Source organism: Alteromonas sp. WD8-37, assembly GCF_055326825.1.
In genome coordinates this window covers 562,719-583,388 of sequence record NZ_JBUZOV010000002.1, presented here as the reverse complement: position 1 = coordinate 583,388, position 20,670 = coordinate 562,719, and the positions used below count along the sequence as shown (strand labels likewise).

16 protein-coding genes, 1 tRNA gene and 1 riboswitch are annotated in these 20,670 nt (G+C 50.8%); of the genes, 1 reads left to right on the top strand and 16 read right to left on the bottom strand.

The window, feature by feature from the left end; translation table 11 throughout:
• Positions 1 to 118 precede the first annotated feature (118 nt).
• The 8 genes from rimI to ACTUJZ_RS08020 form a co-directional block, all read right to left on the bottom strand.
• Positions 119 to 580, bottom strand: a complete 462-nt coding sequence (rimI, locus tag ACTUJZ_RS08055) for a ribosomal protein S18-alanine N-acetyltransferase (protein WP_463635779.1) — start codon at positions 578 to 580, stop codon at positions 119 to 121.
• Positions 556 to 1,083, bottom strand: coding sequence for a hypothetical protein (locus ACTUJZ_RS08050; protein WP_463635778.1), 528 nt, complete (start codon positions 1,081 to 1,083; stop codon positions 556 to 558). The genes rimI and ACTUJZ_RS08050 overlap by 25 nt, the downstream gene beginning before the upstream one ends.
• A gap of 57 nt (positions 1,084 to 1,140) precedes the next feature.
• Positions 1,141 to 1,217 (bottom strand) — tRNA-Trp (locus ACTUJZ_RS08045).
• Positions 1,218 to 1,313: 96 nt separating this feature from the next.
• Positions 1,314 to 2,120, bottom strand: coding sequence for a phosphotransferase (locus ACTUJZ_RS08040; protein WP_463635777.1), 807 nt, complete (start codon positions 2,118 to 2,120; stop codon positions 1,314 to 1,316).
• A complete protein-coding gene (gene pnuC / locus ACTUJZ_RS08035) occupies positions 2,098 to 2,712 on the bottom strand; it encodes a nicotinamide riboside transporter PnuC (protein WP_463635776.1) in 615 nt (204 codons plus the stop codon). The genes ACTUJZ_RS08040 and pnuC overlap by 23 nt, the downstream gene beginning before the upstream one ends.
• On the bottom strand, positions 2,705 to 2,971 hold the full coding sequence (locus ACTUJZ_RS08030; protein WP_463635775.1) for a YkoF family thiamine/hydroxymethylpyrimidine-binding protein: 267 nt from the start codon (positions 2,969 to 2,971) through the stop codon (positions 2,705 to 2,707). The genes pnuC and ACTUJZ_RS08030 overlap by 8 nt, the downstream gene beginning before the upstream one ends.
• A 10-nt stretch (positions 2,972 to 2,981) precedes the next feature.
• Positions 2,982 to 5,039: a TonB-dependent receptor gene (locus tag ACTUJZ_RS08025; RefSeq protein ID WP_463635774.1), complete on the bottom strand. Its 2,058-nt coding sequence runs from the start codon at positions 5,037 to 5,039 to the stop codon at positions 2,982 to 2,984.
• Positions 5,040 to 5,093: 54 nt separating this feature from the next.
• Positions 5,094 to 5,194, bottom strand: a riboswitch (TPP riboswitch).
• Between the two features lie 88 nt (positions 5,195 to 5,282).
• The gene (locus ACTUJZ_RS08020; protein ID WP_463635773.1) at positions 5,283 to 5,714 is read right to left on the bottom strand and encodes an acyl-CoA thioesterase; all 432 of its coding nucleotides are present in this window, start codon (positions 5,712 to 5,714) and stop codon (positions 5,283 to 5,285) included.
• Between the two features lie 60 nt (positions 5,715 to 5,774).
• Between ACTUJZ_RS08020 and ACTUJZ_RS08015 the strand changes: the two genes are divergently transcribed.
• Entirely contained in the window at positions 5,775 to 7,865 is a 2,091-nt protein-coding gene (locus ACTUJZ_RS08015) for a GNAT family N-acetyltransferase (RefSeq protein ID WP_463635772.1), read from the top strand.
• A gap of 2,434 nt (positions 7,866 to 10,299) precedes the next feature.
• Here ACTUJZ_RS08015 and ACTUJZ_RS08010 read toward each other — a convergent pair.
• From ACTUJZ_RS08010 to ACTUJZ_RS07975, 8 genes are all read right to left on the bottom strand, one after another.
• Positions 10,300 to 11,562 (bottom strand): tetratricopeptide repeat protein, encoded by a 1,263-nt coding sequence (locus ACTUJZ_RS08010; RefSeq protein WP_463635771.1) that lies wholly within the window; start codon positions 11,560 to 11,562, stop codon positions 10,300 to 10,302.
• A 2-nt stretch (positions 11,563 to 11,564) separates the two neighbouring features.
• On the bottom strand, positions 11,565 to 12,176 hold the full coding sequence (locus tag ACTUJZ_RS08005) for an energy transducer TonB (RefSeq protein WP_463635770.1): 612 nt from the start codon (positions 12,174 to 12,176) through the stop codon (positions 11,565 to 11,567).
• 1 nt (position 12,177) lies between these two features.
• Positions 12,178 to 12,576: an ExbD/TolR family protein gene (locus tag ACTUJZ_RS08000; RefSeq protein ID WP_463635769.1), complete on the bottom strand. Its 399-nt coding sequence runs from the start codon at positions 12,574 to 12,576 to the stop codon at positions 12,178 to 12,180.
• An 11-nt stretch (positions 12,577 to 12,587) separates the two neighbouring features.
• Positions 12,588 to 13,112 carry a MotA/TolQ/ExbB proton channel family protein gene (locus tag ACTUJZ_RS07995; protein WP_463635768.1) on the bottom strand — a complete coding sequence of 175 codons (525 nt, stop codon included), beginning with the start codon at positions 13,110 to 13,112 and terminating at the stop codon, positions 12,588 to 12,590.
• A 1-nt stretch (position 13,113) separates the two neighbouring features.
• Positions 13,114 to 14,472, bottom strand: a complete 1,359-nt coding sequence (locus ACTUJZ_RS07990; protein WP_463635767.1) for a MotA/TolQ/ExbB proton channel family protein — start codon at positions 14,470 to 14,472, stop codon at positions 13,114 to 13,116.
• A 6-nt stretch (positions 14,473 to 14,478) separates the two neighbouring features.
• On the bottom strand, positions 14,479 to 15,243 hold the full coding sequence (locus tag ACTUJZ_RS07985) for a DUF3450 domain-containing protein (RefSeq protein ID WP_463635766.1): 765 nt from the start codon (positions 15,241 to 15,243) through the stop codon (positions 14,479 to 14,481).
• Between the two features lie 448 nt (positions 15,244 to 15,691).
• A complete protein-coding gene (locus tag ACTUJZ_RS07980) occupies positions 15,692 to 17,500 on the bottom strand; it encodes a putative 2OG-Fe(II) oxygenase (protein ID WP_463635765.1) in 1,809 nt (602 codons plus the stop codon).
• 74 nt (positions 17,501 to 17,574) lie between these two features.
• Positions 17,575 to 20,451 carry a TonB-dependent receptor gene (locus ACTUJZ_RS07975; RefSeq protein ID WP_463635764.1) on the bottom strand — a complete coding sequence of 959 codons (2,877 nt, stop codon included), beginning with the start codon at positions 20,449 to 20,451 and terminating at the stop codon, positions 17,575 to 17,577.
• Between the last annotated feature and the right edge of the window lie 219 nt (positions 20,452 to 20,670).

Genomic DNA, 20,670 nt, shown 5'->3' with positions numbered 1-20,670 from the left:
TTTAAAAAAACATTAAAGTCGAAAGATAAAAAAGCGAAAACAAATGCTTAGCGCTGCCGTCACTACATGGCTTTTGCTGCATATATTGATTTTCGTAAGACACCGTCCCTGTTAAGCATTAATCCAAAGGCAATTGCATAATCACCGCATCCTCAAAGCCATCGGCTGTGGGGTAATACTTTTTTCGTACTTCGGAGATAACAAAGCCTTTTTGCGTATACAAGTTTTGCGCCACCTTGTTGGATTCTCTGACTTCCAACCAAAGTGTGGCCATTTGACGGGATAATGCGTGTTGAATCGCCGCTTCCAGCAACTGTTTGCCATGGCCCAGTCCCTGGTTATGCGGGGCGATACCTATATCCATCAGGGTGGCTTCATCGACCACCATCAATAAAATGGCATAACCCAGTAGCGGCGATGGCCCACAGACCAGCATGGAGTAAGGGGTGTCGGTGCAATCAGCAAAGGTCGGATAGCGCCAGGGTGACGGCACTACCTGCTGATGAATCTGATAGGCCTGGACGATTTCCTCATCTGAGGCGACCGGTCGTATGGTTACTTCTGACACAGTGTCTGCCATAGGTGACGCTTTTGCGTCGCGCTAAGTGCATCAGGCAACGCCGGCAGGCAAAGATACTGCGAAGTTAGTTCCAATGCATCGCCCACGGCCAGAGGGGGTAAGGTGCTCTGAGGCCGGGCTGTTTGCCAGGCACGCTCCACATCTTCGATAAACAACCGATACTGGGCTTGTTGCGCAGCGCTTAGTGGCTGTTGCTTTAGTGCTGCAGAAGGCGCAGGTGAAGAGGCTGATGCTGATGTTTTGGCTGGTTCGTCAGCACGCCCTAATTGCTCACGCAACTGAGATAACCGCGCAACACTTTTGGCCGGATCCCGAGGCGCTTTTGTGACCGGCTGAGGCCGGACTGAATCATTGGTGGATATTGGACCTGCTGAAGCTTGCTGGCTGTCAGCCTGAGAGGCTGCATCAATGTCTGCGGTAGCTGCAACCTCGTCGGCAGGTAACCATACACAGAGATCCATTTGTTGCAAAGCAGCAATTTGTGCCGGAGACAACCACGCCATGGGAATACCACAGTAAACAGAAAAGATGCCGTGACTATACGACAATTCAGAAGAGATTGGCAGGGGTGGAGGGACTCGAACCCCCAACCATCGGTTTTGGAGACCGCTGTTCTACCAATTCGAACTACACCCCTAACGCGAAATGCATTATACAAATGCATATTAAAAAATAAAGCTTTTTTACCGGCATCCGGCGCAACTGCTGGCAAATTGCACAATGCGTATAGTAATTAACCTGCCTGCTGGCTGCGCTGGCTGTGATGCAGGGCTCTGCCCCACACTTGTTCGGTTAGCGCCACCACCTGTTGCTGTTGAGCCAACAGCGGTTGTGCGTGGTTAAGTGCCAAGCCGGTTTGCTGGCAATAATGGCTGAGCAATATTTCCTGCTGGTTGGCATTGAGCTGATTGATGCTCATGCACGCGGCCAGGTCAAAAAAGCGATTACCCATGGCTGCATATTCCCAATCCACCAAAACCGGCGGCTGCATCGACACCACATGGCCCCAGGATAAATCATTATGGCACAGCACCAGGTGCTCAATGGGCACTTTGGCCAGCGTAAACTCGCGAATGGCCTGGCGAATTTTCACTGCCAGCGCACTGTTATAGCTTAACTGCGCTTTTGTCAGATAATGCTCAAGCCGTGCCGGCAAATCCAATGCGTGGGCGGAGATGGGTTGTGCGTGAATGGTGGCCAGCACATCGGCCAGCACAGTGGCCCGGCATACCGCGCGGCGCGGCTGGCTATCTGCTGGCACGGTGCACCACTGTTCCACCCACAGGGCAGCATCCTGACTCATCCACACCGGTGCCGGTGCCAGCCCACGTCGGGCCAATTGCTCTTGCAAAATATACTGATGCAAACGGTTGATACCACTAAAGTCATCGTCGGCCAGGCTTTTAACCGCGTAACAGGTATCGCCGTCATGTAGCCGGAACACCTGATTCACCTCCCCCGACTGGACCTTTTCCAGCCGCGCCTGTGCCGACAAGTTCAGCAGCGGCGTCAGCTGTTTAAGAATACGCGCGGGATTCATGTTGTTGTTTCCACTGAAGTAACCATTGCCGGTAGCCATACACCGAAAATCCCACATAACCGGTAAACAAACAGGCCGATAACATCAGGCCGGCCTGCCCGTACAAATACGCGGAGGCTAAATTAATAAAAAACCAGTATACCCAGTTTTGTAAAATTTTATGCGCCACCATAAAGGTGGTCACCACACTCAGTACCTGAATGGTAGCATCCAACCATACATGCTGGCTGTTAAACTGGCTGGCCGCGAGGTTCGACAGCCCCCAGCCAATTCCCAGCAGCACCGGGACCAGCATGACGTGCCACTGCCAGGGCCAGGACTGTACCTGGCCGTGATCCTGATTTTGTTGACCACGCCGCCACTGGATATAGCCGTACACCGCCATTCCCATGTAAAACACATTGAGCAGCGACTGAAACGGCAATGCCACTTGCCAGAACAACCAGGTATAGATGGCAGTACTACCAAAAGCACACGGCCAGCACCAGCTGTTTTGGCGCGCGGCCAGCCAAACATAGGCGATGGCCAGCAATACTGCAACCCACTCGGCCGGCGAGGTGGCCAGGATCTGCTCAATAAAGCGTTCAATCATTGTCGGTACGGGCCTGCATGGCGTCAAAGTTCAAAAACTTAGCCACAAACACCGCCTGCCCGACTTCTTCATGGGTGCGTTGCATCTCCTGACTCAACACCTGCATCACGGTGGCATAGTCACCATGCACCTGGGTGCTGGTGCTGCAAGTGGTGACCTGCAGGCCGCTGTGGCTGTTCAGCCGCTCAATAAAGTGCTTGATCGGGCCAATAAACTGATGGGCCAGAGGGTATAACGACAATTCTACCATTACTTGCATTGGGTGCTCCTTAAAAACGCAGGCCGACGGTGAGCCCGAATTGGCGCCCATCACCTAGCTGATAATAGGGTTGCGGGGTGGCATAACCAGATTCACCGTCGCGGGGATCGTTGCTAAAGCCACCAAAGCCGCGGACATAATAGGTGCGGTCCAGCAGATTATTAGCCCATAACGAGGCGTACCACTGGTCATTATCCCATTGTAATTGGGTGCCCACCAGAACAGTGGACGGGGCGGTGACATCATGGCCGTCTGAAAAACGGTATCTGTCTTTATAATCCACATCGACCCGCCAGGCCCACTGTCGGGCAAGCTGCAGCTCGCTGAACACACTAGCGGTCCAGGACGGTGCCTGTGCCTGTTCCTGCTCCGCAATAAACTCACCTTTGGCATTGGTGTATTCTTCAAAGGAAGCGTCCAGATAGCCCACACTGGCCTGCAGTGCCCACTGCGGCAGTACCTGCCAGCTGGCTTCCAGTTCGGCGCCTAAGTTGGTGCCCAGATCGGCGTTATCAATCACATCGATAAATTCCGGGCTGCCATCCTCACGGGTCAGCACAGCAAAATCGTTGATTTGGGTATCGTCGCGCTGCATATAAAACAGCGCCGCACGCAGCATCAGATCCGGCGTAAACAGCGGCCCCTTCACACCGACTTCATAATTCCAGGAGTATTCGGCATCAAAAAAGCGTTTTTCTTCACTGACCTGCTCGGCCGGGTTGATGCCAGCGCCTTTAAAACCCCGTGAGATACTGGCATACCAGGTGTGTGCTTCCTGCAGATACTGCAACGCCAGTTTGCCGCCAACCAGATCATTATCATTGGTGCGGCTTAGGCCCTGACTGTCGGTATAGTCGAACTCATAGTTTTCCGCCCGCAGACCAAAAGTCAGGCGCAATTGCGGTGTGAGACTGGTGGTCGTCTGGCCATACACCGCCATGGTGGTGGGCTCATAGGTACTGGCAAAATCCTCTTTGGCATAGGTGTACTGGCGCAGCAGATTTTCATCGGTATTTTTCATGTGTGCCCCCACCAACCAATCGGTGGTACCGGCAAAAAGCTTTGCCTGGTCGGAGGAAACAAACCGAACTTCGGCTAACTGGCTTTCTATCTGACGAAAATAAGCATCAAAGGAGGTATAGCCAAACGGATGAAAGCCGGTGTACGTCCAGTCTTCATCAAAGCCGTAGGCCAGATCGTGATCCGCGTGGGTCAGTAATGCAGTCAGCTGACCATAATAAAAATCTGAGGCCAGTTTGGCACTGACCGCGTGGGTGCGCTGTGTATCATAGCCTGGCTCGTCAGCCCGTGACTGGCGATTATTTTCCAGTGAAAACGCATCGTAGCCATTATCGATATCATACCAGCGGTAAGCCACGTCCACCACGGTATCGTCTGTTACATCCCATTGCAGTGCCAGTTTTGCCGCGCGCTCATCAATATTATTGGTGTCATCGCGATTTAAAAATGTGTTATCCACAAAGCCATCGCTGGCATTTTGCAGCACTGCCAATCGGTAGCGCAGCGTGTCGGTAATGCTGTCGCCGCCGGCAAATTCAACACGGTAAGCATCATTATTGCCAACGCGCACCTCTCCTACAGTGAGCTGCTCTTCGGTGGGCTGATTAGATACAATCTTGATGGCTCCGGCTAATGCGCCAGTACCAAATAGTGTGGACTGTGGGCCGCGAAACACTTCAACCTGACGGCTATCAAACAACACGCCAGCAGCGCCCAAGCCGGAAAAATCAAAATCGTCCACCAGAAAGCTGACTGAAGGGTTCATGGGTTCAGAGAACTGCGACCGCTCACCGATACCGCGGATTTGTACAAAGCGGCCGCGAGCAGCACCGGCAGCAAAATTAACATTGGGTGCCACGGTGAGAATATCATCGAGATAAGTGGCCTGACGGCTTTGAATGCGGTTGTGTGACAGTACGGTAGCACTGCTGCTTAGCTGGTCGAGTGTGGCCTGGCGAAAATCGCCGGTAACCGTGATGTGCTCGATATCATCCGCCAAAGCGGGAGCACTGTTTAGCAAGGCCAGAAAAATGGCATTTTTTGTCATTGAGGATCTCTTATCTTAGCGAAAAAAAGATCCGGGATTACGGCAGGAAAACTGGTGTTTTGTGAAGACCATCCCTACGCCGGTATTATCCGGATCAGGTAAAGGGTTCTCGTGCAACACGAATCTCAGCCTTTGCGGCACCCCTTGGTAACTACAAGCAACGCTTACAGTGGCCGGCAGTGTATCAACTGACAGCCGCTGGTCAAACGAAAAGCGAAGACAACAATAATTTAATGTTTAAAATCAGTCGTCGGTGCTGTCGCTTAGCAGGTTCAGACTGCGCAGTTCTTCTTCAGTCTGCGCTTTGAGGCTTTCCAGCGATTTGCCATGTGGCGCTGGCTGGCGGGTGATGGGATCGACTTTGACAAACACAATGTCGTCGGCCAGACAGATAGTCTTTTTAGTGGCTTTGTTACGCACTAAACAACTTACGGTGATGGAGGTGCGGCCCACCGACTTGGTGGCCAGACCAAATTCCACGATGTCGCCCTGCATCGCCGGTGACTCAAAACTGATCTCGCCGATATGCTTGGTGACCAGGCAGTTGGTTTCCAGTTGGCAGATGGCGTAGATTGCTGACTCTTCGTCAATCCACTCCAGTGCACGCCCGCCAAACAACGAGTCTGCATAGTTAAGGTCATTGGGCATCACTAAACGGCGTGATAAGAAACGCATTCGAATTCCTTCAGGTTAATAGGTTAAACTTCACGTCTATTATACGGTAATTTTACTACAATGGCTTTGATGAACCTGCACGAATGGCTCAATTACAGCACCCACCATCCCGGCCACTGGCACCGTCAGTGTCTGCTATTGCAGTGCTCAGCTGAACAACTGGCTGCCACCCAGGCCGCGTTGGGGCAATGGCTTTGCGATTCAAGGCCTGTAGCACTGCTAGGTGAGTCACCGGCTACACAGCCGACTGAGAATGGGCAAGGATGGTTGCCAGCCGGGTCCGTCAGTTATCCACTAGGCCAGTATCGGCAGGTGTTAGGTCAGGAATTCGCCATTGGCATTTATCATGGTTTTGCCGGCTTTCGGCCTAATGCCTTATTGGCTTTGGCTGGCACTATCCAGCGGGCAGGTCGTTTGATCATTTTGTGCCCGCCGTTGGCCCAATGGCCATCGCATCCGGGAGTGACCCAGCCGCATTTTTTAAGCCACGGCTATCAATTATCGCACAGCCCTTTTTTAGCGCAGTTTGTATCGCAGCTAATCGCCCATCCTGCCACTGCCGTTGCCCATAGCGATGACCTGGCGGCAGCGCGACTGCCGGTGGTCTCTGCCAAACCCGAACACACTGTGCCGCTGGCCCCGTTTAAAACCCACGACCAGCTTCGTGCGTTTACTCAGCTGTGCCAGAATGCGCTACACATGCCGCAGGTGTTTTTAACCTCCCCTCGCGGCCGCGGCAAATCTACCCTGATGGCGCTATTGGCCGCGCACTTAATAAGTGTCGGCCGCAAACCGTACCTGACCAGTTCGCTACAGCAAAGCCAGCAGGTATTTTACAGCATGCTGGCAGATGCACTGGAAACCTCTCAAGGGCAGGCCAAACAGGCGGTGCCCTGGGTGGCGCCGGACAACCCGCGCCTGACCGCCGGAAGCGAAGATATTTTGCTGATTGATGAAGCAGCCAGCCTGCCGCTACCGGTGCTTAGTGCCATTAGCGCAACACAGCAGCACTGTGTGATGAGTTCTACAGTGCTGGGCTTTGAAGGCTCAGGCAAAGGTTTTGCCTACAAATTTATGCAACCCGCACTTGAGACTGGTCGGGCGATTCAGGTTGAACTGCAAACGCCGGTGCGCTGGTATAACGACGATCCACTGGAACAGGTGTGTAACCGCACCTTGCTGCATGAAACCGGTGAAGCGACACCGGCGAAGGCCACCGCCGAGATCGATATATCGCGTTATACCAGCGACGCGCTTAGCGCACAGCAGCTGTCTGCGGTGTTAAATTTGCTAAGTATGGCGCATTACCAGACCACGCCGGACGACATGATGCGGCTGGTCGATAGCCCTGACTGTAGCTTGTTTGTCAGTTGGCAGGCTGAGCAACCGGTGGCAGCAGCCATCATCAACCACGAAGGTGGCCAGCGGCTGGCCGATGTGGCGCCCGCTATCGCCCGCGGTGCGCGCCGGGTTAAGGGGCATTTAAGCGCCCAGAGTGTTAGCTTTATCAGCGCCACACAAGACTACGCTACACATCAGTACTGGCGCATCAACCGCATCGCGGTGCACCCGGCACTGCAACGCTGCGGGCTGGGCCGTGAACTGCTGTGTAAGGTTGTTGCTGCGGCTAAGCATGACCAGGCAGACTGGCTAAGTGCATCATTTGCCTATGACGCAGGGGTCGCATCATTCTGGCAGCAGGCGGGGTTTACCCAGCTACGCCATGGCAGCAAGGCCGACAAAGCCAGTGGCCAGCCCAGCCTACTGATGCTGCTGCCGTTATCGAGGCAGGCGTCATGTACACAGCCTATACTCCAACGATTAGCAGATTTTGATGCATGTTCACACTCACAGCTGCCATCACAAGTTGACCCTTTTCTGGCAACCATTCTGCGCTCACGACTTGATGCCTATTGCGACGAGGCCCGCCATAGCCAGTCATTAGGCAATACCCTGTACTACGCTGTTCAAGCCGCAGCCGCGGCCCGTGAACATCTTCCCGGGTTGTTGCAGGATAAATATCTTCAGCGCATCACAAATCATGAATTACTGCAGAAGCATAAGCTGAAAGGTAAAGCTGCGCTGGAACGCGCGCATGTGCAAGCCTGTCAGGAAGCGTATGGGCTTTTGGTGAAGTTTCTTCATCAATGAGGGGAGTTTTGTGGTGATTTCATCACTGGACTGACAAGCCCACCTTTTCGTCGCAGTGGCGACGAGACCCAGAGGGTATCTGCTATCTCGCTTCGCGAGATAATGACCTATGATGGCAGCCCATATTTCACTAATGAATTTCGACCTGGGAGGCTACCCCACCATTTCATCGCGGTGGCGGCGAGACCCAGAGGTATGCGCGATGTCGCCTCGCTCGATGGCGGTTTGCGTTGGCTATCCACTTCTAGCTAATTGGTCTCAGCCTAAGAGGAATTCTTACCATTTTGTCGCGCTGGCGACTTCACCCAGAGGGTATCTGCTATCTCGCTTCGCGAGATAATGGCCTATGATGGCAGCCCATATTTCGCTAATGAATTTCGACCTGGGAGGCTATCCCACCATTTCGTCGCGGTGGCGACATCACCTAGAGGGTATGTGCGATTTCGTCTCGCACGATGGCGGTTAGCGTTGGCTATCCACTTCTAGCTAACTGGTCTCAGCCTAAGAGGTGTTCCTACCATTTCGTCGCGGTGGCGACTTCACCCAGAGGGTATGCGCGATACCCTCTGGACTCCCCGCTCTCCCCAAAGCGGAAACTGCCTAGCCAGCCGGGCGGGCATAAAAGCCACGCATCAACGGGTCATCCTGACCCGATGCTGCTGGCTCGGCGTCCTGCCTCGCCGACTTTTCTACTTATCCGCCCAACCGGCTATTCCGCTCAGGGGGAATAAGAGCAGGATGTTTCTGCATGGAAATGTTGGTGGGTGTCCATATTTTCAAATAGCTCTTGCGAAGAGATGAACCACTCTTAAGGGCCCCTTACTGTGGCTGACGCTTTCACAGCGTGGGGTCGCGGGGAGATCCCAAAGAGGGGCGGTCGACACCGCCCCTCTTTGGTTGCCCGCCGGCAATCCGGCGAAATGCCAATACCTCGCTAGAAGTAACACTTGCGTGCGAACTCAAAAAAGTGACTGCCTAGCCAATCGGGCGGGCATAAAAGCCAGGCATCAACGGGTCTTCCTAACCCGGTGCTGCTGGCTATTCCGCGCAGGGGGAATAGGAGCAGGCTGTTTCTGCCTGGAAACGTTTGTGGATATCCATTTTTTCAAATAGTCAATTCGCAGAGATAAGTCGCTCTTTAGGGCCCCTTGCTGTGGTCAGCCGCAGGGCCGGTGGAAAAAACTGACCGGACCGGCAGGGATGCCGGGCCAGGCCAAACAGGGGCAGGGATGACCCTTTTGGCTGTGGGCAGTTTTGCCGGCACTGCGGCTGACGCCTTCACAGCGTGGAGCCCTCGAAAGAGAGTAATCCGGTCGGCACCGCCCTTCTTTGGTTGTCCACCGGCAATTCTTTGGTTGTCCACCGGCAATTCGGCGATATGCTTTCACAACAACCGTCGTAAGGCTTTGTGCTCAATTCAAAATGTAGGAATTCACATTCAAAATGTCCGTCACCAAGACATTCCTACCATTTTGTCGCGGTGGCGACATCACCCAGAGGGTATACGGCAATACCCTCTGGACTCCCTGCCTTCCCCAAAGCGGAAACTGCCTAGCCAGCCGGGCGGGCATAAAAGCCACGCATCAACGGGTCATCCTGACCCGGTGCTGCTGGCTCGGCGTCCTGCCTCGCCGACTTTTCTGCTTATCCGCCCAACCGGCTATTCCGCTTAGGGGGGAACAAGAGCAGGATGCTCTCAGCATCGAAATGTTTTGTGGGTGTCCAGCTTTTCGTTTCTGTCCAAAAATGATTGGTGGAAGTCCAGTTTTTCAAATGCTTAATTAGCAGAGCTGAGCCGCTCTTTAGGGCCCCTTGCTGTGGTCAGCCGCAGGGCCGGTGAGAAAAACTGACCGGACCGGCAGGGATGCCGGGCCAGGCCAAACAGGGTCACGGATGACCCTTTAGGCTGTGGGCAGTTTTGCCGGCACTGCGGCTGACGCTTTCACAGCGTGGAGCCCTCGAAAGAGGGGAATCCGGTCGACACCGCCCCTCTTTGGTTGCCCGCCGGCAATCCGGCGGAATGCTTAATAAAACTCAATGCTACGCATAGTAGTGGGACACAACAGGTGAACATCCTATATCGGGCGGTCACACCGTCCCACTTCGGTTACCCGCCGGCAATCCGGCGGAATGCTTAATAAAACTCGATGCTACGCATAGTAGTGGGACACAACAGGTGAATATCCTATATCGGGCGGTCACACCGTCCCACTTCGGTTACCCGCCGGCAATCCGGCGAAATGCTTAATAAAACTCGATGCTACGCATAGTAGTGGGACACAACAGGTGGATATTCTATATCAGGCGGTCGCACCGCCCCACTTCGGTTACCTGTGAACTACCCGGCGAATTATAAAGATCCATCGCGAAGCGATAAAAACAAAAAAGCCCGTGCATCTCTGCAACGGGCTTTTTTCTTATCGGGTATGTATCGTTAGATATTGATGCCGCGATTTTTAGCTTTTTCTTTTATGTAAGGTTCCCAGGCAACCGCATTACGGCGCATGGACTTCTCTTTCTTCGCTAGCTGGTTATGTTTCCAGGCTTGCTTGAAATCACCCTTATAGAAGTGGGCTTCCATCAGCGAGAAGTGAATTTTACCTTCTTCATCAGCACCGCGATCCAATGCTTTATTCAATGCATCAATGGCGCCATTGTAATCCTCGGCTACCAGCAACAGGCTACCCTGTTTTTGGAAGTCGTCCGGATCAGAACTTAACTGACCTGCTTTGCCATAATAGCTTGCAGCGATGTCATAGTTCTTTGCCTGGTGAAAAGAGTTGGCGATGCTACGAACCATCGACGCGTCTTCTTTAATCTCACCACTCTTGAGATGCTTCTCAAGAATTCGGGCGGCTTTGTATGGAATACCATTGGTTGAATAAAGCTGAGCCAGGTTTTTATACTGCGACTCTTTTTCCAGGTAGCCTGCATTGTAGGCAATTTCCATGGTTGCGAGTGCGTCAGAATAGTTTTCTACCAACATGTAGAAAACACCCAACTGCGTCCACCAATTTGGCTCTTCTGGAAACAGATTCACCAAGGTTTCAGCAACTTCAACGGTCTCAGAGTACATCTTACGCTGGAAGTAAGATTGCAGCTTCAATACATACGGGTTTTTATTAGGCTCTTCGTACAAAGCAATGGCTTTATCCGCCGGCTCGATAACTTTATCCAGCTGCTTTATTTCAAAGTAAGCCTGCGCTAACCGTACATAGGTAGATGCATCTTCTTTACACGTGAAGTCCATCCATTTGTTGTACCACTGAATCGCTTCTTCGTAATTTTCTTCACGCAGATTCAAATCGCCGACAAGTTTCAATGTATTAGCATGCTCAGCGTCATTCAGCACTTTGGTATCAACTGCATCAGTCAAATACCTAAGCGCTTCATCACCCTTGCCATCCATTGCGGCCAACAGGTTACCAATGAAGCGGCCTACATAGGCTTTGTCAAAGTCGTCGGAAGTTTCGATATCATAAAGAATATCCAATGCTTCCTGAACTAAGTCTTCCTGATACGCTTCAAAGGCTTTTTGCACTTTTTTACCAGCGCGTTCGCCGACCAGCTTGGTTTTGCCCTTTTCATAGCCAGGGCACTGCACTGGTGCTGTTGACTGCGCCATCGCTGGCGCGGCCATCGTCGAGACTCCTAACACCAAAGCAAAGGCTGACATTTTGAATGTATTTTTCATCATGATCATTGCTCCAGTTTGAAGTCTAGCTGAACAAACATATTAGGCTGTTTAACCCGCTTGCCTTCAACGATTTTAGGCTTGTATTTCCACTTGCTCAAAGCACGACGTGCTTCACGGTCGAAAATACGTTTTGGATCGGCATCGATTACCTCGATGTCTTCAACTCCACCCTGCTCGTTGATGGTGAATGACAGTTTTACCCATCCTTCACGGCCATCTCGGGCTGCCTGTGGCGGATACTTAGGATCGATACGAACAATTGGTGTAGCTTCACCGTCTTGTCCCATCGCGCCAACTGCACCGATATCCACACCTACACCACCTGTATCGACAGACGGAACTGCCAGGCTGAAACCATCAGCATTTGGCTCAGCAGCATCCGGCTCAACCGGTTGCATCTTAGGAGGCTGTTGCGGTGGTGGTGGAGGCGGAGGAGGCGTACGCTGACGAGTCTGCGTATTGTCATCCGGCTCCTGCATCACCACATCAATAACAGGTGCGTCGGGAACTTCATCTGCCGGGCGGGCCGAGTTTTCAATCAGTTTGGCCATCAGCACAAACAGACCAAAAGCAATTAACCCGCCGATTAATATAGAACCGATAAATCGAACCATCTTATCCCCTTGCTGCTACTGATATGCGATCAACACCTGCAGCTTTAACCTGGTCCATCACTTTCACGACGACACCATGCTTGGCTTTTACGTCAGCCTGGATAATGACATAGTCTGTCGGCTGCTCCGTCAATAATCGCTCTATATTCGCTCTGACACTCTCGACTGAGACTTCACGCTTGTCCAACCACACACTTCCATCGTCAGTAATGGCGATGAAGATATTGGCGTTTTTGCGTATTCCCGCTTCGCTAGCATCAGGCTTATTTACTTCAATACCTGCTTCTTTTACGAAAACAGTAGTAACGATAAAGAAGATAAGCATGATAAATACAACGTCCAGCATGGGCGTCATATCGATCTGTGCATCTTCTTCCTCTGTTCTGACTTTCCGCGCCATAATCTCTCTCTCTAGTGATGTGGCAGGCTATCAACCAAGCCTTCTTTTGCCAATTTAGCTTTGGCTTCGAGACGAGAACTTATGAACAGTCCCGACAATGCCGCGACCATACCAGCCATAGTAGGAATGGTTGCCATTGAGATACCAGAGGCCATCAAACGGGCGTTACTGGTACCTTGCGTTGCCATGGTCTCGAACACACTAATCATCCCGGTCACTGTTCCCAGCAGACCAATCAGTGGGCACATTGCCACCAGGGTACGGATAATTAGCATTCGTGCGTCCAGATCATCAGACGCTTGGGAAATCCAAGCTTCACGGATTCTATGCGCATACCAAGAGGTAGTATCAGAGCGGGCGTCCCAACGAGTGATAATGTCTTTTTTCACTTTTGGAAAGACCGCTGTGATATACCAGTAGCGCTCAATCATTAATACCCACATAAGAAAGAGCGCGGCAGCAACAAAGTACAATACGTCGCCGCCGGTAGCGATAAATTCCCTGACAGATTCCCATAATCCAATCAGGCTATTCATATTACGCTTTCTCCGCCTCTGTATGAGCTGCAATGATACCTGCAGTTTGCTCATCAAGAATGTGAATAATTGACTTGCTACGAGACGCTACAATGCTGTGAGTCAGAATCAGTGGCAGTGCTGCAATGATACCCTGAGCAGTGGTTACCAGAGCCATTGAGATACTACCAGCCATCAGACGTGGGTCACCGGTACCAAACAGTGTAATAGTTTGGAACGTAGCGATCATACCCAGTACTGTACCTAACAGACCTAACAGCGGTGCTATAGCAGCAAAAATCTTGATAACGTTGATACCGCTTTCGATAGACGGCAATTCTTTCAGAATCGCTTCGTCCAGCTTCAGCTCAAGGTTTTCAGCGTCAGAGTTTTTGTTCTCCTGGTACACTTTCAGGATACGACCCAGCGGGTTGCCTGAAGATGGATTGCCAGGGTTTTTCAGCTGAGACTTAATCTTGCTACCAGTGATACCCAGTGTGATCAGCTTGTACACAGCAATCAACAGGCCAATGATCAGCATCGCTGTGATGGTGTAACCTACTGCGCCACCAGCGTGATAACGCTCGCTCCATGTTGCTTTTTCTTTCAACAGACCCAGGATTGCGCCCTGTGACGGGTCAGCGTAGAAAGGCACCATACCAGAGGTGGCTTCGGCCAGATCTTCTGCAGAACCAACCAGGTGACCTTCAGGCTGACGACCCAGAGGCTGAACAACTTCGTTTTCAGCATCAAACATCAGGTAGCCTTCGTCGCTTACCAGGTTGAAGGTACCAACACGAACCACTTCCTGCTCGCTACTACCACCGTCCAGGTTTACCACTTCGGTGTTGAAGCGAACAACCTGACCACCTTGGGTCATTTCAGTTTGCAGTGCGAACCACAGGTCTTCCAGTTCCTGAATGTTAGGCAGGCCTTTGGCTTCTTCAGACATTTCTGCCAGGAAGTCATCACGACCAGGGAACTGTGCACTAACGATAGAGGTAGAAACACGGCCATAGGCTTCAGAAGCCGCCTGACGTACCACACCAAACATCTCACCCAGTGTACCGGTAGCTTGCTCCAACTCAGCAGATTTTTCGTTCAACGTAGTTTCGTTGTCAGAAAATTGCTGTTGCAGGCGATCACCACGATCTTGCTCGGCTTTCAGCTCTTGTTGCGCTTTACGCAGCAAAGCTTGCTTGTCAGCACGCTCAGAACGGAACTCTGCTTCACGCTGTTCATTAATGCGCGCTTCAGAAACACGATTTTGCTTAACCTGCTCAAGCAGATCCTGCAAAGACGCAGCTTCTTGTGCCTGCGCGCCGGTTGACATAACCGCCATCGTTGCAGCGGCTACAAGAGATTTAAATACTAGTTTCATTAAAACTTACTCCGCTGCTTTGATTGGTAGTTTGATTAGGTCAGGTGTAATGGTGCCGTTTGCCATTTTCACAGCATCAACAACCGACGCCAGGTAATCATCACCCAAAGCTTTCCATTGACGTGCGTCATTGTCCCAAACCCATGCGCTGGATTGGTCCAAAGACAGAGCCAAGAATGCGGTGCGACCAAGGTTAAAGAAGTCAACAGTCACTTCAGTGCCGTCGGCGTCGATAGTACCTTGATAAGAAGACATCTTCGTGCCGTACTCAACTTCAACCAGGTAGGCTTCAATAACCTGACGGAACTGCTCAGAAACAGTCACGTTAGAGTTGGCCATCAGATCGCGCAGACGTTGAATACGCTCACGACGCTCTTCTAAGTGAATAGGAATATCCAGCTCAACAAACTTTTCCAGGCTGTCGATCATGCGGAACATCAGCGGCACGATGCCTTGCTTAGTCTGTTCGATGCTGTCGATCTGACGCTGCAGAGAGTCGATGCTCTTTTGCTGGTCCTGAACCAGACTAGCAATGTAGTCGTTGTAAACTTTCAGGTTTTCTGTTTGATCAACAGTTTGACGATATTCAACCAACAATTCTTGAGACTGCTCGAACAGTGAATTGATTTTTTCTTGAGATTTTGCTGCAGCCGCGTGAATCTTAGCTTCTTCTTTTTGAAGATCGTTAAGAGTAACTGCAGAGACGGCAGCACTGCCAGTCAGTGCAAACGCACCCATGACAGTAGAAGCAATAAGAGTTCTCTTGCTCATCTTGGACATAGTTCCCAACCAAATTTCTTATTTGAATCCTCGCTGTTCTTACATGCAGCAAGGGGCGTATAAACTTTGCTATTTTTGCTTTAAGAAGGTAGCTGATGGCGCATAAAGCCAACACTACGAATCCCCAATAGTCACATGGATCAGAATAAATAGTCAAGTAACACAGTCTTAACACCGGTTATCTTAACAATCCTGCCCATCCTATATACAGCCTTCGCTGAAATTTTAGTCAACTGGCAACTACCTACCGAGAAAGTCCGGCAAGTCATCGGATTAGTTAAGACTGATTTGTTAACACTCGTGTTGATAGGCTGTTGCACAACCTCAGTAATTACTCACTATTAACACGTTGGCGTTTGCGCCGATAAGTAGTCGGCATTCACCGACGCTTTTTACTATTAGGACGATGCATCGCACGATCTTTCTTTATTACTATGGTTCAGGTTTCAGTTAACCCATAGCGACCCACATCAAATGCCACTGTCAGCCGCTGCCCTGCCCCTTCGGGTAACATGGTAGTGCCATGCCAGGTATGGGACGGAAACAACACACACAGGCCCGCCCTGGGCTGAACATAATCAGCTGGCTCCAGGTGACTGGCTACCGCCAACCCAGGTTGCCCGAACTGCAGCCATCCATATTTGTGCGCGGTCTCATCAACTTCCTCTGGCAAGGAAATGTAAGCCACGCCCGAAATCACACCATTGGAATGAATATGATTTGTATGAAAGCCTTTGCCCGCCATGCGCACCGACCATGAGCCGATAAAATTCACTTCTCCAGCCGGTGTACAGATACTTGCCGGGTCGATGTCAAACTGCTGGCAGGCATTTATCACCGCGGCACTGACAGCCTGCTTTAACCAATCGATACCATCCAGAGGTAATGTAAACAAATGCCCCCGGGTCTGTGTGCCCGATGCCACACTCTGGCCCTTAGGCTGCTGTTTAATGGCGGTGTGCAACCTGGCTAATTCACTGGCTAACGTCGCCCACGTCTCGCTGTCCGGTGTGGGCTTGAGCTGCGCCGTGTGGATTTTAAGCTTGTTAGTCGGCACGTTAGCCAAACGTTGGCCGCAGTATTGGTAAGCACGTAAGGTTTGGTCGCTTGGGTTTTCTTGCAGTGCCTGTTCGACAAGCTGTTGGGCTTGCGTCAGCTGATTAAGCCCAAAATACATCAGAGCGGCAGTTGCTGCATGCTGTTGCATAAACAGTGCAGGATCTGATTGTGTCGCTATTAGTTGCTGCGCGTCGGTAAACTGCTGATCAAAGACCAAGGCTTTAAATAAAGCGGCCTGATGTTGAGTGTGCTGAAAACGGGTTTGTGGATGCAAAGTGTGCAGCTGCTCGAGTGCTTTGCTGTATAGCTTTTCGCTTATCAAAAAATGCGTATAGGCTAGCGTAAATCCAAAGAAGGCAGGCTCCGGCTTTATCAGTCGAGAAAAGGACGTTAAATAGGTAGTGTGATCACCGGTCTCCCACAATAGCTTGTTTAGGTTGATGTGACTGTCTACATAAAACGGATTCAAGCGCAGTGCCTTCTTATAATAAGCAATGGCCTTCTCAGCGTTGCCCATATCCGCGTGGCAATTGGCCAGATTGTGTAAAATTGCAAAATGTTGCCTGGCTGCCGCGAGCTTTTCCAAAATAGGCAAAGCTTCACCCGGCTTTCCCGAAAGCCGCAATGAAACAGCATGTTCATTTTGGTAATAAAAACTGCCAGGCTCGGCAGCCAATAGCTCACCACTGAATAGTTCTGCTTCCTGAAAAACCTGCTGTGCTCTTAATAAGGAAAGGGTGTGGTTGTTCGCCTGTTTTTGCGTAAGTCGATTGTCGGCTAATGCGGCGCGTATCTGTTGCTTAGCGCTTGCAAAATGCTGGCCGGCAATGGCTGTTGTAATATATCGCTCGGTGTCTGGTGTTGATAAGACACCCAAACTGGCACGCTGCTGCCAAACCCTGTATTCGCTGGTGTTATCGCCTATCTGTTTATGAAACAGGCAAACCGCTTGTAAAAACGCGGGGGCATCTTCGAGCGCGTTCTGATATTGGTCCAGAATCTGTTCTGCCTGACTCAACTGTTGGGTATAGATCAGACTCTGCAGATATAACCCCACCACCTCTGGCTGGGTATCAAAGCTAGCCATCAATGTTTGGCAATAAGAGCAGGTACTGGCAAAGTCTCGCTGTTGAAAGGCTGACTGTGCCTGCTGTAATAGGTGCGGATAAGAAAGGTTGTTATTGCTCATAACACAACCCTTATATTGATCTTTAGATAAAAAAAAGCCGACGCTGGGCGCCGGCTTTTTTCAGACTATATCACTTAGAACGTGAATGTTACGTTAGTGAACAGGTAACGACCCAGGGTGTCGTAGAAGCCAGCAACAGTGTTTGAGTTGGTGGCCAAAGCACTACCTACCAGAGGCGGCTCTTTATCAAGTACGTTGTTCACACCAGCAGAGATACGGATGTTCTCATTAAGCATGTAGGCACCAGACAAGTCAAAGAAGCTGTATGCTTTGATTGAATCTTCAGTACCGTCGATATCTACTTCACCGTAGTATCTCCAACGACCGATTAGGCTAATATCACCCATGTTGTAGTTGGCGCTGAAAGTATGACGCCATTCTGGCTGCGCGAAACAATCTACGCTAACAACACCAGAGCAATCGTAATCCTGCGAAGGATCAGCCAGCAGAGGTTTGAAGGTTTTTTCCAGGTTATAAGCACCGATGACGCTTAAGCCAAGTGTACCTTCGCCCACATCCATAGAGTAACGTGCATCAATATCGATACCACGCAGGGTGATACCACCAATGTTGTCACGCAGGTTTCTTACAAATGCATCCTGAGATAACCACAGGCTACCTGCTGGGCTACGCTGAATGTTGTCACAGAACTGGCCAGTATTACCACAAATGTCGATGATACGCTGCGCACCTACAGTGGCAATAGTATTTTCAACATCAATCTCAAAATAGTCAGCTGAGAAGTTAAAGCCTTCAAACGGAGAAGAAACAATACCCAAAGTATAAGTATCAGCTTCTTCTGGCTCCAGGTTTGGATTACCGCCAGTGAACTGGTTGTACTGGTCAGCCGGGTTCGGGCTGATGTTACCGTACTGAGCAGCAGTTACACCGGTCAGCGCACACTGGTCAGCAGATAATACAGGCGTATCGCCGGCACACAAATCAGTACCCTGCCACAGGCCTACGCTTTGCGCAGAGAACAGTTCATTGATGTTCGGAGCACGAATCGCACGGTTCCAGCTGGCGCGGAATTTCAGGTCTTCGTTAACAGCCCAGTCAATACCCACTTTATAGGTGTTGGCATTGCCAGAGGTTGAGTAATCAGAAACCCGGAAACCTAAATCCAATACCAGGGCTTCAACACCGTCCATGCCTTCGATTACCGGTAAGCTTAACTCACCAAAGATATCGTTAACATCAAAGCCACCGATCAGGCTTTCTGTTGGGCCACCCTGACCAACCAAAGAACCTTCCTGATAGATAGTATCAGCAACACGTTCAAATTCTGTTTCACGACGCTCAAGACCAAAAGAGGCACCGATTGGCGTTACCGCCCACGGCAGCGCGTAGTCAAATTCGCCTGCTACATAACCCTGGTATACTTCAAGGGTAGTAGTACCTACCAATACCGCTGTACCGCCCAATTGCGCAGCCTGCTCAGAAGTTACGCCGCCTGGAGTAAATACCTGATACAACAAGCAGTCGTCTTCACATGTAGTACCAACTTCACCCACGCGAGGGCTGATCAGAGGCAGGTTCAAGTCATTAGCATATGCTGATGAAGAAGAGGTAGACGCGTACATGTAGTTCACATCATAAGACCAGCTGTCATTGATCCAGCCGTCAACACCTGCAACGATACGGAACGCGTTATGTTCCAGATTATCTGAACGCGGGCCACCTTCTACGTTACGCTTACCAATGTAAGCAACAAACTGGTCATCCGGACCCTGACCCAACGCTTCTTGAATCTGAGCCGCCTGGGCATCAGAAATCAGTGGGTTGTTGTAGTCGAATAAGTATTCGGCACCATAGAACGTTCCTGACTCAGCAATCTGACCTTTAGTCTTGTCTTGCATGAATGAAGTTTCTAGGTACACGCGAGCTTTGTCGTTAACTTCGTATTCTGCAAATGAACCTAAAGAGAAACGCTCGTTAGGACGCATGAAGTGGTTAATCGGCGCATAGTTATAGAAGTTTTGCGCCTCAGACATAGGCAGGAAGCTACCGTCATCCTGCAGGCTCCACCACAGCTCATTAGTATAATCAACATCACGAGCAGCAGAAGCATCAGCTACCGGCGTATTTACCGGATAGAAGAAGAAGTTTGGTGATACAGCGGTTGATGAACCCGCACAAGCTGTCGCAGAGGTGTTCAGTGCACATGAACCATAGTCACGCTCACCTTGCAGCATTTCATTGTTACGACGCCATACCGCATAAACAGTGGCATGACCACGGCCGCCGTCGAAATCGCCGCCGGCTGTGATGTTCAGGTTGTATGACTCACCACCGATACCATTGCTACCATCTGGATAGTCGTAGTTACGCTCATCCATCAGGCTTTGAATATAGCTGTTATCGTTATCGTGTTGATAACCTGCTGCACCGGCTTCAATTTCCAGACCAGTGAATTCGGTATCCATTACAAAGTTAACAACACCAGATACCGCGTCAGCACCGTATACTGTTGATGCACCACCAGTTAGAACGTCTACACGCTTAACCAGAGCCGCTGGGATTTGGTTGACGTCAGGCGCCTGGCTGTAAACACCGCCTGGCTGCAGACGACGACCGTTAACCAGCACCAAAGTACGCTGTGCACCCAGACCACGAAGATCCAGAGTCGCAACACCTGTTGCACCGTTTGCCTGGAATGATGTTTCCGCCGCTTCGATTTGCGGCAGGGTGTTCATTACGTCTTCTACACGAGTAAAACCCGTTGATTCGATAACTGCGGCATCAATTGCCAGTACCGGGCTGGACGTTTCCAGGTCAGTACGTTTGATACGAGAACCTGTTACAGAAATCTTTTCGATATTCTGTTGCTCGGCTTCTGCAGCATCGGCTTCTTGAGCCATTGCCGGATTGCCTGCAAACAGTGCTGCTGAAGCCGCACCAAAAGCGCACGCCAACTTCACTGACTTAGCCAGTTTATTATTTGTAAACATGAATTGTGTCTCCCTGGACCACTAATTTGTTTAGCGGTTTGTTATATAAATCGTTAAAACGACTTTTTATTAAACAAGACTCAAAGCCTTGACTTGATAATAACCACATCGAAATGCTGCGGTCAACTGCCAAACAAGCGAGACGAGACGAAAGTTCAATTTTTTTTTCGCAATATTCATCCTGCTCGTAAACAAGCTGTTACGAAAAGGGTAAATTTT